General features: G+C 49.7%; 9 protein-coding genes. 5 read left to right on the forward strand and 4 right to left on the reverse strand.

Annotated elements, in window-relative coordinates; genetic code table 11:
• Positions 1–16: 16 nt before the first annotated feature.
• Positions 17–2,620 (reverse strand): TonB-dependent receptor, encoded by a 2,604-nt coding sequence (locus tag EWA64_RS09500; protein WP_061893594.1) that lies wholly within the window; start codon positions 2,618–2,620, stop codon positions 17–19.
• Positions 2,621–3,449: 829 nt separating this feature from the next.
• Here EWA64_RS09500 and EWA64_RS09505 point away from each other — a divergent pair.
• Genes EWA64_RS09505 through EWA64_RS09525 form a run of 5 tightly spaced genes read left to right on the forward strand, consistent with a single transcriptional unit; the run spans position 3,450 to position 9,122 of the window.
• Positions 3,450–4,475, forward strand: coding sequence for an ABC transporter permease subunit (locus EWA64_RS09505; protein WP_061893595.1), 1,026 nt, complete (start codon positions 3,450–3,452; stop codon positions 4,473–4,475).
• 3 nt (positions 4,476–4,478) lie between these two features.
• Positions 4,479–5,522 carry an ABC transporter permease gene (locus EWA64_RS09510; RefSeq protein WP_061893596.1) on the forward strand — a complete coding sequence of 348 codons (1,044 nt, stop codon included), beginning with the start codon at positions 4,479–4,481 and terminating at the stop codon, positions 5,520–5,522.
• Between the two features lie 40 nt (positions 5,523–5,562).
• A complete protein-coding gene (locus tag EWA64_RS09515; protein WP_061893597.1) occupies positions 5,563–7,392 on the forward strand; it encodes an extracellular solute-binding protein in 1,830 nt (609 codons plus the stop codon).
• Positions 7,393–7,401: 9 nt separating this feature from the next.
• Positions 7,402–8,262 carry an ABC transporter ATP-binding protein gene (locus EWA64_RS09520; protein ID WP_061893598.1) on the forward strand — a complete coding sequence of 287 codons (861 nt, stop codon included), beginning with the start codon at positions 7,402–7,404 and terminating at the stop codon, positions 8,260–8,262.
• A gap of 11 nt (positions 8,263–8,273) precedes the next feature.
• Positions 8,274–9,122 carry an ABC transporter ATP-binding protein gene (locus EWA64_RS09525; RefSeq protein ID WP_081946352.1) on the forward strand — a complete coding sequence of 283 codons (849 nt, stop codon included), beginning with the start codon at positions 8,274–8,276 and terminating at the stop codon, positions 9,120–9,122.
• A gap of 38 nt (positions 9,123–9,160) precedes the next feature.
• Here the strand turns inward: EWA64_RS09525 and EWA64_RS09530 are convergent, their stop codons facing one another.
• The 3 genes from EWA64_RS09530 to pssA form a co-directional block, all read right to left on the reverse strand.
• Positions 9,161–10,975: an LTA synthase family protein gene (locus EWA64_RS09530; protein ID WP_244881418.1), complete on the reverse strand. Its 1,815-nt coding sequence runs from the start codon at positions 10,973–10,975 to the stop codon at positions 9,161–9,163.
• A 324-nt stretch (positions 10,976–11,299) separates the two neighbouring features.
• Positions 11,300–11,803, reverse strand: coding sequence for an outer membrane beta-barrel protein (locus tag EWA64_RS09535; protein WP_061893600.1), 504 nt, complete (start codon positions 11,801–11,803; stop codon positions 11,300–11,302).
• A 326-nt stretch (positions 11,804–12,129) separates the two neighbouring features.
• Positions 12,130–13,470: a CDP-diacylglycerol--serine O-phosphatidyltransferase gene (gene pssA / locus EWA64_RS09540; protein ID WP_061893601.1), complete on the reverse strand. Its 1,341-nt coding sequence runs from the start codon at positions 13,468–13,470 to the stop codon at positions 12,130–12,132.
• Positions 13,471–13,481: the final 11 nt, after the last annotated feature.

Below are 13,481 nucleotides of genomic sequence, written 5' to 3' on the forward strand. Positions count from 1 at the left end.
AAATGGGTGAGTCTGGTTAGAAGTCGTAAGATGCTTCTACGTAGACTTGGCGGCCAATCGGATCATCGTACTCATCCGCGTAAAACGGTGAAGTATCGCTCAATGGATCCTTTGGCGGTTCTTTGTCGAATAGGTTGATGATGCCCAGTGTCACACGACCACTTTCGTTAAACTGATACGAGGTGGTCAGGTTCCAAGTGGTCATGCTCGAAATCTTGGTTTCGTAGCCCGCTTTTTTGGCGGCATCACAGCTTTCGAAGTAGTAATCGTTGGCAAAGCTTGAACACATCTTGTCACGATACTTACCAAACAGGTTGACGTTGACATCTTGATACGCCCAGCCTAGGTTCAAGGTCGCGGTGTATTCTGGCATGTACTCCATCTCGTCTTTGACAGGCTCTGAACTGCTCTCTTGGTATTCCGCTTTGAGCAGCTTGGTAACCGAGACTTTGCTTGAGAAAGAACCCATGTCGTTGGTGTCGTAAGCGTAGCTGACCGATACGTCGATACCTGAACGGGTTTCAAACGCTTGGTTGACCGGGCCGTAGATTACTTTATCAATCGTGCCGTCTGGATTGCGGATCACCTGCGTACCAGGGTACTTGCTCGGGTCGTTGATCACGTCTTGATAGCTCGGCGCTTCAACCACGTCTTCCATCTTGATGTGATACCAGTCGACGGTTAGACCAAGATCGTCAACAGGCTCCCACGCCAAACCAAGGTTGATGTTGGTGCTGGTTTCTTCTTTTAGCTCGGAGTTTGGACCGTTGACCGTATCAAAGTGTTGAGTCGAACATTCTGGAATATTCTCATCTGGGCCAGTGCCGCCAACAGAAGCACACAGTACTGGGTCAAAACCAGAGCCAAAGCCACGCGTCTCATCACCAAACAGACGTTTTAAGTCAGGCGCGCGGAAACCTAAACCGTAGCTACCACGTAGCAGTAAGGTGTCGGTTGGACGATACGCCAGTGAGACTTTCGGCGTGAACGCACCGCCAGTGGCGGAATCATCAAAGTAGTGGTCGTAACGGCCAGCCACAGTCAGTTCTAACTCTTCTAAAATCGGGATCAGCAGCTCAGCGCCAAGACCAATTTGGTCACGTTCGCCGCCGCCAGAAGTGCCGCCAAGGCCAGAGAAGCCACCTGCGGCAGTCACAGCATCGGTTTTCTCGTTGTAGTCGGTGCGATTCCACTCGCCGTAGACGGAGAAACCGGACATGCCCGCTGGCATTTCAAACAGTTCGCCCGCGATGGAGCCATTGATCGAGTACAGTTTGGAGTACGCTTCTTTGCTTGACGTACCCGTATACTTGGCGACGTTTTCCGCTGAGATGGTGTCCAGCAGGTCGATTTCGCCGTTTTGCACCGCTTGATCCATGGTGGTGTATACCGCTGGGTTGTCGGTGTCGACGTTTTGCTGTGAGAAGCTGGCGTACAGTTCCCAGTCGTAGGCGTCAGCAAGTAGGCCAGTCAGACCCGCCGTTACACCAAATGCGGTCGCTTCGGTATTGCTCTCACGTGGGCCAAATTCGACCAAACGACGAGTGTATTCACCTTCGCCGCGGTTCACACCATTAACAGTGTGTGTCGCGTCCACTTCAACCGAGTAAGGGTTGGGCTCGAAGAGTGACTCGGTGGATTTGTAGCTAAAACGCGCTTCCGCCATGGCGGTTAAGTTATCGTCGATATCTTTTTCACCGCGCAACAACAGATCAGCCTGCTTGTTTTCTGGCTTCAATGTACGGTATGCCGAGCGGTTGACGCCACAACGGCCACGAGACAGTTCCACGGCCGCATCACCGACCACTTCTTTACACGATTTGCCGATATCGGCGGGGGTCATCGTGGCAGAGCCGTCTTTCGGGTAGAAGTTAGCGCCGTAGCTCGAGTAAGCACTGAATGCCGAGCGATCGGAACCGTCGTCACCAGCCCAGCTGCGATCTTTTTGCATCAGCATTTCGTTGCTGGCTAACTGGGCGACAAACAGAACGCGCGTGTCGTCCATGTCTTTACCCGCAACGATATCCAAACGACCATTTTGGTAGCCGCCTTCGGTGGCATCACCGTAACGCGCTTTGACTGATACGCCGTCAAAGTCTTTCTTCATGATGAAGTTGACCACCCCACCAATCGCATCCGATCCGTAGATCGCTGAACCGGAGTCGGTCATCACTTCGACACGTTCAATCGCCGCAATCGGGATCTGACCGATGTCTTGGAAGTTGGATACACCGTTCTCTGCCAGTGGATACTGCGGCATACGGCGACCGTCAATCAGGATCAGTGTGCGAGAGGCACCTAGACCACGCAGGTTGACCGATTGGGCTGCTGGGGTGAAGGAGAAGGAGTTGGTTTGCGCCAACGCGCCACCTGTGTTTTGCGTCAAGCTGTTGAGGATATCTTGCGCGCTGTTAAATCCTTTCGCCGCAATATCCTTACTGGTAATGACAGTGACAGGTGACGGACCTTCCATCTGCGTGGTTGAGATCCGCGAACCCGTGACTTTCATCTTCTGTAGTTGCTCAACTTGCTGCTCTTCTGCGAAAGCGAGTGGTGACAGCGAGGCTGTTCCTAAGGCAAGACTGATCGCAACCGATAAGGCTGTTGTGTTTTTGTACATCCTTGTTGCTCCGTTTTCATTATTTCCTATGTTTTTTGGTCTAAAAATGACCCAATGTGACGTTAATATTTCGTTAACGTTGCGCGAAAGATATACATGATGTGGATTTTAGAAGTCAAACCAGTGAGATTGGCGGGGTGTTGGCTGTAAAAAATATGTAAAATTTTATAAGAGAGTGTTTTTATCGAGAGGATTGTCTATAAAAATCGTACTCGATAACGAATAATTTCAATAAAACAGTGTATTTTGTGTTTTTCTTAACCAGTAACGCCATATGTTGCTGATGATCGTTTAGTGGGTGAATTTACCTTGGAAAACGATTGTCTGTAGAATATTACTCTGATTGCATTGGGTGGCCGCTTTGTTCAGCATAAGCTTGCGGTGAGTCGAGTGGTATCAAATTATGATACCCCTGTTGATACAAGAGCTCATGCTCATTTATAGTGTTTTATTGCCTGTGCTATTGGTGGTTTTTTATACTCATTTTTTGCGTTTTTATGTAGTGTTAGAGCTCTAAACTAAACAGGTTGATGTTCTGTAGTTGCTAAAAACCCAGATTTTTATTTTTTTTTACCAATAGAGACGCAGAAGGTTGAGAGTGTCGGTGGTTTGTCATGTTTTGGCGATAAACACTTGAAGCTTTGGGGATTTCGATATAAATATGGCGCTGATTATCGGGCGTCAGAGTCGAAAACCAGAGATTGAGGCTGTTTAGGATGAACACTTCGACAGGTTTAGCGGTCTATCGTTGATTCCACGCGTCGGTGTGGATGATTTCATTGTTTTCCTTACTTGCCGATTCTGCACAGTGACATGGAGTGAGTTGTATATGCTGTCGTATTTTCTACGCCGTTTGGCGTTGGTGATCCCCACCTTCCTTGGGATCACGATCCTTATCTTTGCTATCACTCGATTTGTTCCCGGTGGGCCAGTTGAACGCATGCTGTCAAAAATGCAGTCGCAAGGCGATGGTGCCGCAGCGATGACCACAGCCGGCGGCAACTCGGCGCTGTCAGATGAACAGATGGCGGAGTTGAACGCGTTTTACGGCCTGGATAAGCCAGTACTGCAAGCCTACGTCGAGTGGCTGAGCAAACTGGCGGTGTTCGATTTTGGCGAATCCACGCGCTATTACGAGCCGGTGGGCGAGATGATTGCCGAGCGCCTTCCGGTGTCGCTGTTTTATGGCGGCATGACCTTTTTTATCAGCTATTTCATCTCGATACCCTTGGGGTATTACAAGGCGCTTAAACACGGTTCCGTGTTTGATTCCGCCTCCTCGATACTGATTTTTGTTGGCTATGCCTTGCCCGGCTATGTGGTTGGCGTGCTGCTGATTACCTTGTTTTCTTATCATTTAGAGTGGTTCCCAATGGGGGGCTTTGTCGGCGATGATTTTGACGATCTGGAAACCTTTTTCGAGCGCGCGCAGGATGTGATGTGGCATGCGGTGCTGCCGCTGATCTGTTACTTGATCGGCGATTTCGCCACCCTAACGCTGACGATGAAAAACAACCTGATGGAAAACCTCTCTTCAGACTACATCCGCACCGCAATTGCCAAAGGCTTACCATTCCAGACAGCGGTACGTAAGCACGCACTGCGCAACAGCTTGATTCCGATTGCCAGCCACTTTGGTAACTCACTGCTGTTTTTTATGACCGGTGCCTTTTTGATTGAAGTGATTTTCAACATCGACGGCATTGGCCTGTTGGGTTATGAGTCGATCATTGAGCGCGATTACCCGGTGGTGATGGGCATAGTGGCGATCAACGCGGCGCTCTTGCTGCTTGGCAACATCATTTCTGATATCTGTGTCGCTCTGGTCGACCCACGTGTGAAATTTGGAGCCTAGACGATGATCACATTGAGTCCATTAACGCAAAAGAAAATCCGCAGTTTTAAAGCCATCAAGCGGGGTTACTACTCCTTCGTGCTGCTGTCGATCATGCTGGTGTTGTCACTGTTTGCCGAGCTGTTGATTAACAGCAAAGCGCTGGTGGTGAAATATCAAGACGAGTATTTTTTCCCAGTGTTTAGCGATGTGCGCACGGGCAGTGAATTTGGCCAAGAGTCGGCCAGCGAAGCCAACTACCGTGAGCTGCAAAAGCAGTTTGCCGAGCAAGGGGGCGATAATTTCGTCCTGTTACCGCTGGTGCCTTGGAACCCGTACGAGCAGGACTTTTCTGGCGATTACCCACCCACTGCTCCGGATGCACAAAGCAAGCACTACTTGGGCACGGATGTGATTGGCCGCGACATTTTGGCGCGTCTGGTGTACGGCTTTCGCACTGCGATGGGTTTTGCCTTGCTGACGATGATTATCTCCTACGCGATAGGCACGACAGTCGGCTGCGCTATGGGATATTGGGGCGGCAAGTTTGACCTATTTGTGCAACGCTTGATTGAAGTGTGGTCGATGGTGCCGTTTTTGTACGTCATCATGATTTTAGTCTCTATTGTGCAGCCAACCTTTGCCCTGTTTGTCGGCATCAACGTGCTGTTTGGCTGGATGGGCATGACTTGGTACATGCGTACCATGACCTATAAAGAGTCGGCGCGTGAGTACGTGATGGCAGCCCGTGCGCTGGGCGCCTCGACCGGGCGTATTCTGTTTAACCACATTCTGCCCAATACCATGGTGATGATCGTAACACTCGCGCCGTTCACCATTGCTGGCAACATTACCGCGCTGACGGCCCTAGATTACCTTGGGCTGGGGCTAATGCCGCCGACGCCGAGCTGGGGCGAGCTATTGCAGCAGGGGAAATCGAATCTGGATGCACCTTGGATCGTCTCTTCGGTCGTGGCATCGATTGTCGCGGTGCTAGTGATGGTGACCTTCATCGGAGAAGCGATACGCGCTGCGTTCGATCCGAAGAAGTTTACCCGCTATGTCTGATACCATGGGACAAGGGACTGGAATTCATAGGGATATCATAATGAAAAAATCAATGTTAGCGGCCACCTTATCGTTGTTAAGTAGCGGCTTGTACGCCGCCACTTTACCTGCGGATCTCAACTGGCAGACCAACTGGAATGAGCCGCTGTTTGCTTCAAGCGAAGCGAAATTTGGTGGCACCTTGCGCACCTACATGCAAAGCTTTCCACAAACGCTGCGCAGCGTCGGCCCCGATTCCAACTCTGGCCTGCGCTACTACATACTCGATGAAACGCCAGGATTGCTGGACCGTCACCCCAACACGGATGCGTGGATCCCCGCACTGGCGAACGAATGGGCGCTGACGGGCGACAACAAAACCGTCTACTTTAAACTCAATCCCAAAGCCAAATGGTCCGACGGAAAACCAGTCACCGCCGACGATTTCGTCTTTATGCTTAAGTTTTATCGCTCCAAAGATCTGGTCGCCCCTTGGTATAACGAGTACTACACCAACGTGGTGAGCGATGTACAAAAGATCGATGCGCACACCTTGATGGTGGTGAGTAAGCAGGAGAAAAACCCAGAAGACCTGCTTGAGACGTTAGGCGGCTTACGCCCACGTCCGGCCCATTTCTATGCCAACCCGAGTAAAGATGAAAACGGCGACGGTATTGATGACAACTATGTGCGCAAGTACAACTTCAAAGCTGAGCCAACTACCGGCGCCTACTATCTGGACGACATCAAAAAAGGTAAAAGCGTGACTTTTGAGCACGTTGGGCAAGATTGGTGGGGGTACAGCAACCAATATTATCAACATCGCTACAATGTGGAAAAAATTCGCATTAACGTCATTCGTGACAACGACATCGCGATGAAGCATTTCGAAAAAGGTGATCTCGATTCGTTCGCTCTAGTCCTGCCTGAATTGTGGCACGACAAATCCAACGGCGAGCCGTACCAGAAAGGCTACATTCATAAATTCTGGGGCTACAGCCAACTGCCAGAGGGCGCAGGCGGCTTATGGATGAACGTTGCCACGCCGCTGTTGGATGATCTCAACGTGCGTCGCGGCATCAGTTACGCCACTGATTACGACGGCATGATTGAAAAAATTACGCGCGGAGACTACTCACGTAAGCCGCACGCGTTGGGTACGGGGCACGGGAAGTACGACTTGCCAAATGCCAAAGCTCCGGAGTTTAACCCAGAAAAAGCGATTCGCTATTTTGAAGCGGCGGGTTTTGATCAAATCGGCCCAGATGGGATCCGTGTCAATCAGCAAGGTCAGCGCCTCAGTTTTGCCATTACCTACGCCTATGCACACCACACGCCGCGTATCGCTTACCTGAAAGAGCAAGCGAAAAAAGCGGGTTTGGAGTTTGAACTCAAGCTGGTGGATGGCTCTTCGGCGTTCAAATTCATGCTGGAGAAAAAACATCAACTGGCGTTTTTGGATATGAGTGCCTCAACGACACCGGCGTATTGGGAATATTTCCACTCAGTCAATGCCAATCGCCCACAAACCAATAACTTCACTAACTTCAGTACTCCAGAGCTGGACAAACTGATTATGGCCTACAAAAACGAGTTCGATATGGAGAAGAAGTATCGCTACTCGCAGCAGATCCAGCAGATTGTCGGCGATGCCAACGTGATCGTCCCCGGCTACATGGTGCCTTATATCCGCATGGGGTATTGGCGCTGGCTAAAATTCCCGATGCCAGCGATGACCAAGAAAACTGAAACCTTGTTTAGCAGCGGTGGCGCGCTCGGTTTTGGTACCTTCTGGATTGATCCACAAGTGAAAAAAGAGACGGAAAAAGCGCTCAAATCGGGCAAAACCTTTGAACCCGTGACGATTATCGACGACACCTATAAGTTGTAAGGAGTAGTCATGCAGCAAGATGTGATTTTGAGCGTGCGAGATTTAGAGGTCTCGTTTATCACCGATGACGGCCCGGTTAAGGTGCTGCACGGGGTGAATTTTGATGTGCGTGCCGGGCGCACTTTGGGGCTAGTAGGCGAATCGGGCAGTGGTAAAAGCGTCACCTCAATGGCGATCATGGGCCTGCTGCCCAAGCCTTATGGCCAAGTGGTCAACGGTGAAATCCTCTATCGCGGCACTAACCTGGTTAATCTGCCTGCGCAAGAGATGTATGCGATGCGCGGCGATCGTATCTCCATCATCTTTCAGGATCCGATGACGGCGCTCAATCCGGTGCACAGCATTGGCCGGCAGATCAATGAAGTGTTGGAACTGCATCGTCCTGAGCTCGACAAACGGGCACGCAATGAATACGCCTTAGAGATGCTGAAAAAAGTGCGCATTCCGATGCCAGAGAAGAGACTCAATGAGTACCCGCACAATCTCTCGGGCGGGATGCGTCAGCGTGTGATGATCGCTATGGCGCTGGCGTGTAAACCGGATGTACTGATTTGTGATGAGCCGACCACGGCACTGGATGTGACAGTGCAGGCGTCGATTCTCGACTTGATGAATGAACTGCAACAAGAGACTGGCATGGCGATGATTTTCATCACGCACGATCTCGGCGTGGTTGCCGAAGTGTGCGACGACGTGGCGGTGATGTATGGCGGCCGAATTGTGGAACAAGCGGAAATTTTCGAGCTGTTTGATAACCCGCAGCACCCATACACGGAACGTTTGATGGGGCTGATGCCAAGTTTGGACAGTGAGCCCAAGCAGATGATTGATATCAAACCGATCGATGCCAGCATGTTTGCCACCAACTAAGGAAAGCAGGGATGAGTAAAGAAGTTCTACGTATTGAAAACCTCAAGCAGCACTTTGTTTCCGGCAAAAAGCTGTTTAGTAAAGGCTACACGGTTAAAGCGGTTGATGGCGTCTCGCTCTCGGTGTGTGAAGGCGAGACTTTGGGTTTAGTCGGTGAGTCGGGCTGCGGAAAAAGTACCCTTGGCCGGACGATTTTAAAGCTGTATGAGCCGACCGAAGGGCAGATATTTTTTGCCGGGCGTGACATCACCAAGCTGTCGGCACGGGAGATGCGTCCGCTGCGCCGCGACATGCAGATTGTCTTTCAAGATCCGATGGAATCACTTAATCAGCGCCATACGGTTGGGATGATTTTAGAAGAGCCGTATATCATTCACCGTATCGGCACGCCCGCTGAGCGTAAAGAGTGGGTCAAAGAGCTGCTGGTCAAAGTAGGCTTGCCAGTTGAGGCGGTTAACCGTTATCCACATGAGTTTTCTGGCGGTCAGCGTCAGCGTATCGGTATCGCGCGTGCGATTGCTCTGAAACCGAAGTTGCTGATTTGTGATGAATCGGTCTCGGCGCTCGATGTGTCGGTGCAGGCGCAGATCCTCAACTTATTGCTGCAACTGCAAAAAGAGATGAACTTGGCGATCATCTTTATCTCCCACGATCTCTCGGTGGTGAAACACGTTTCGGACAAAGTGGCGGTGATGTATTTTGGTAAAGTGGTGGAAGAGGGCAGCGCCAAAGAGGTGTACGCCAATCCACAAAACGACTACACCAAGAAACTCCTTGCTGCGATTCCCATTACCCATCCAAAATATCGCAAACGTAAGCGTCAGGCCGAACAAGCCGCCCAAGCGCAGCGCAGCGCATAAAACAAAACAGCAGCCTAGGCTGCTGTTTTGTTATCCACTCAGTTCCGGCGAGCGCGATAATCGGTACTGCGCCCTTTGAACAATAAATATTGCGATATGCTGTTGTAATAACTCGCTTCCTCAAATAGGGCGTTGGCCCAAGGCTGATCGCAGGCAACGGTTTTTTTACTTACGGTATCTGCTCCTATTTCGAAGCACTGGGCGAGCTCCCCTGTCTCTGCGTTGATGGCAATGCCATGCTCTTTGCTCATCCAGAAAAAGCCGGTGCCGAAGGCAAAACTGGCACGCCCGGCGTAGTTAGGGTCTAGCAAGCTGTGGCCGGTAAACCAAGGTACGTAGCCGCCCAACCAATCGAGTGCGGTCGCACCGACGTCACGTTGTGAAGCGGTGATGGACCGAGTTTGATTTGGGATAGATTTATCCGAGGCGTACATCAAAAAAGGAATCGCGTTTTTCACAAAGCCGCCCTTTACGGTTTTGGCTGTGTGATCCGCAAGCAAAATTACCAGTGTTGGTTTGTCTAGCTGAGCCAGTTTTGCATCAAGCTGTGGAATAAATTGGCTGAGCGCTTGATCCGCATGATGCATCACGCTACGTCGCTCATCGATTTGCGTCTCTCGACCAAACGTATAGCCATCTTGTTCAGGCAGAAATGAGCCATGTGTAGTGCCCGTATTGATGGTAAGGAAAAAGGGCTGTTGAGACTGACTCAAGCGATCGATTTGTCCAAGCGAGAAGCGATAAATATCGCCATCCATATACCCCCACTCATTATGTACGCCTTCAAACGGGTAATCGTGCTTACCGAACGATTCCGCGAAGCCGAGCGTTTGCGCGAATGAGCCAACCTTGCCCTTGGCGCTTCCTTGTATAAACGTGGTTTGCCAGCCTTGTTGGCGCAAAATATGCGGCAAGCAGATGTATTGCGCATTTTGTAGCTGACTGGTTGAAATGATGCCGCTGGTCGGGTTGGGATACGAGCAGAACGTAGCGAACATCCCTTGCACGGTTCGATAGCCATCGGCGTAGCTTGAGAAGGTGGAGAAAGAACGTTGACGAAGGCTATCAAAAAAAGGCGTTGCATCGACGTCACCCGCGTAGCTGTGCATGTCATAAGCAGGCCAACTTTCCAGCAAAATCATGATGATATTCGCCTGCTTGAGCCCATCCAGTTTTGCGGATTGCGGTACCTCTATAGCTTGTTGCCACATGGCGATCTGTTCAGAACTAGGATCGCTGGTGATCTTTTTGATCGCCGCACGGTCACCGTTTGATAGGTAGTAAGTAATGCTGTAGGGCGCACTCCAAGCAATAAAGGCTTGTTCACTATTGCCAATATTGTAGGCGCGCATTGGCGTTTGCGGCGCATCCCCCCAGCCGCCACGGATTAGGCTTACAGTGACCAGTATCCACAACAGAGAGAACGCTATATTGCTATACCACCGAGTGCTGCGTTGATTGCACAATGGGAGGTATTTACAGACGATGAACAGACAAACAAGCAACCAAAGCGTACCAATTAGCATCGTCGCCCAATAACTTTTTAGGGCCGTGACCAGTAGTTCGCTTTCCATCCCTTGCGCGGTAAACAGTTCGAAAGTGACATGTTTGCTGGCGTCTTTCGCGTATATCGAATCCGCAAAACTGCTGCCGACAATCCAAACAATCGCTAAACAAAGTAACACGCGCAATAACGGGCGCAAATCGAGTTTAAGCGGCATCAATAGCAGACTGGTAAGAAAAATCGGTGCACTCAGCATGGCCGCAATGGTGGCGTCAAAACGGAGACCATAGAGCAAGGCTTCAAACCCTGCGCCAGAGAGGAGGGCAACAGGAAGTTGAGAGAACGTCATTAATGCTATGCATTTACTGGTGATTGCGGCAGTAACAAGAGCCAGAAAAGAATAAAGTGTATTGCGAATGAACATGAAAAATAGCGCAGGACGATGAGTTAAATGGAAAGCAGTAACTATACCGTAACCAAGACTCAAGCCGCAGTACTATCTTGGCTTTCATTTTGGGAATCAGAGCTGACGCAGAGATTTGTCCGTATCTTAAATCTGTGCATTCTAACCAAGGGCGCGAACTTGCCGGAAAACTCCTGCCACTGAGTTGGGAATGACGATGGCAGAAGTTTTCTGAGTCACATGTTTTAATGGGTTATCGGCGCTAAGCCATCAAAGCAGGTCTAGATGAAAAGTGGCATTGAGCTCATAGCCATCTATTTCGCCGTCGTCGATATTGTAGCGAGTGTAACTGGCACCGATAGAGAAATAGTCGCTGATGAAGTAGTCAAAACCGACACCAAACATCGCATCGGTACCGTCTTCGCTAGAAGTTAGGCTCATGTACTTTGCGTCAGCATCCCATTGATGCAAGCCTGCACGTGCATAAATATCGACCATAGGTAAGGTCAGGGTTGGCTTGATGGCGACAAACTTGGTGCTGGTGTCCACGGTCGTGCCGTCGCTCTCTCCCTGACCTAAATTCATATAACCGGCTTCGACATCAAGAAAAGGCAAAATGCCGCTGCCGATGCGTACTCCATAGAGGAGGTCATTACCATAGCCCTCGCCATAATGAGCGCTGCCGCCAGTCACGCCGCCATAAAGAATCGAGTCAGCGTTTGCCGCCATCGAAGTACTAGCCAAAAGCGTTAAAATAAGGATTTTTTGTTTCACGATTTACACCTCTAAGCCGTGATTGTTAGAAAGTAGAACCCAATACCACTGTTGATAAATGTCTCTCAAATATTGGTCTTTCATATGAATGCAGTTTCTATGCCATGTTTTTTTTGTTGGCCGTGCCTGACATAAAATCGATGGGTATAACTGTCGAAGAAATCCGTTCATTGCTCTAGGGCGTGTTGGGACCGCGGTGGGGAAGGCTTATTCGAAAAATAGGCTTCAGCATCGGAAATGATCTGAATTCTAGGATAGTGGTCTGTTTTTAAAGATAAAAAATGGCCTTAACAAGGTTAAGGCCATAACGGAAAGAGGAAAAAGGACTAAAGGATTCTCTTCAAGACACCGTCTGCTTTGATGCGAGTGATCTTACGCACGAGTTTTTGCACCAATATCGGGTAATCTTCAAGTTTTTCTAGTTGTTTGTATGTGCAGACAAGCTGTGTATGTTGCAAGATGTTTTCCATCTCAGCGTCAAATTTATCCGTTAACTGCGCGTAATCGTCACGAATCAAGAGGCCGTTTTCTAGGTCGAGCGCCCAAGCGCGCGGATTCAAGTTATTGCCCGTTAATAGCATATAACGTTTATCCACCCAAATGCCTTTGAGATGGAAACTATTGTCTTCATGCTTCCAAAGGCGGATAGAGAGATTTCTCGCGGCGATTTGCGCTTCAAAAGCTTTGGCAAATTTACGTAAGTTAACTTCGTATAAATAGGGCAGGCCGCCGATGGTCTTAAACTCTTTGTCTGGCGCGATATAAAAATCGTTTGCCGTTTTATCACCCACCACAATGGTCACTTTGACGCCGCGCTTGAGTGCTCGTTTGATCCCCCGCGCAATTTCTTTAGGGAAATTGAAATAAGGGGTGCAAATGAAAATTTCGTTTTGCGCCGCTTCAATGAGCTTGGCGACATTTTGGTTGAGCAAGTTACGTCGCTTGCCCAAGCCAACCAGTGGTGTGATGTAAAACTGGTCTTTTTCGGCCACTTGACTGTCAAAATGATAGCGAGCTTGAGCCAGTGAAGAGCGCAATTGACGTATCGCCGCTTTGATCTCTTTGGTTTCAGGTTTATTGCTACAGCAAAGGTCATTGACGGCAGGGTGTGCGATCATCTGTTGCTGCACAAAGTTAACCATGCTGTCTGCTAAGTTTTCATTTTTAATTAAATGATAGCGATCAAAACGATAGCGCTCACTATATTGCAAATAGACGTTATTGAGGCTGGCACCGCTGTAGATCACGGTATCATCAATCACGAATCCTTTTAGGTGTAGTACGCCGAAGACTTCACGTCCTCGTACCGGGATGCCATACACGGGGATTTTATGTTGATATTTTTGCGCATAAGCTTTGTAGAATGCGGCATTGCCTTCCGACTTTTCTGCGCCGATCAATCCGCGTTGGGCTCTATGCCAGTCAACACAAACATTGATATCGAGGCCGGGGTTACGTTGCTTGGCTTCATAAAGCGCGGTGAGAATTTCTCTTCCTGCTTCATCGTCTTCTAAGTAGAGCGCAACCAGATAAATACGAGACGTCGCTTTGGCGATTTCATCCAATAAACGGATTCTGAAGTCTTTTGCCGAGTGAAGAACTTCCAGAGCGTCTGCATTTACAGCGACTGCCGGAAGCTGGGCAAACGGATTCCTGCTAGCCATCATATGGGGTGTAT

The sequence above is a fragment of the Vibrio cidicii genome, from assembly GCF_009665415.1.
Lineage (GTDB): Bacteria > Pseudomonadota > Gammaproteobacteria > Enterobacterales > Vibrionaceae > Vibrio > Vibrio cidicii.

Coding starts and splice junctions, on each gene's coding strand:
- EWA64_RS09515 (WP_061893597.1), top strand. CDS start 5,563: ATGAAAAAATCAATGTTAGCGGCCACCTTATCGTTGTTAAGTAGCGGC.
- EWA64_RS09505 (WP_061893595.1), top strand. CDS start 3,450: ATGCTGTCGTATTTTCTACGCCGTTTGGCGTTGGTGATCCCCACCTTC.
- EWA64_RS09500 (WP_061893594.1), bottom strand. CDS start 2,620: ATGTACAAAAACACAACAGCCTTATCGGTTGCGATCAGTCTTGCCTTA.
- pssA (WP_061893601.1), bottom strand. CDS start 13,470: ATGATGGCTAGCAGGAATCCGTTTGCCCAGCTTCCGGCAGTCGCTGTA.
- EWA64_RS09510 (WP_061893596.1), top strand. CDS start 4,479: ATGATCACATTGAGTCCATTAACGCAAAAGAAAATCCGCAGTTTTAAA.
- EWA64_RS09520 (WP_061893598.1), top strand. CDS start 7,402: ATGCAGCAAGATGTGATTTTGAGCGTGCGAGATTTAGAGGTCTCGTTT.
- EWA64_RS09530 (WP_244881418.1), bottom strand. CDS start 10,975: ATGACGTTCTCTCAACTTCCTGTTGCCCTCCTCTCTGGCGCAGGGTTT.
- EWA64_RS09525 (WP_081946352.1), top strand. CDS start 8,274: ATGAGTAAAGAAGTTCTACGTATTGAAAACCTCAAGCAGCACTTTGTT.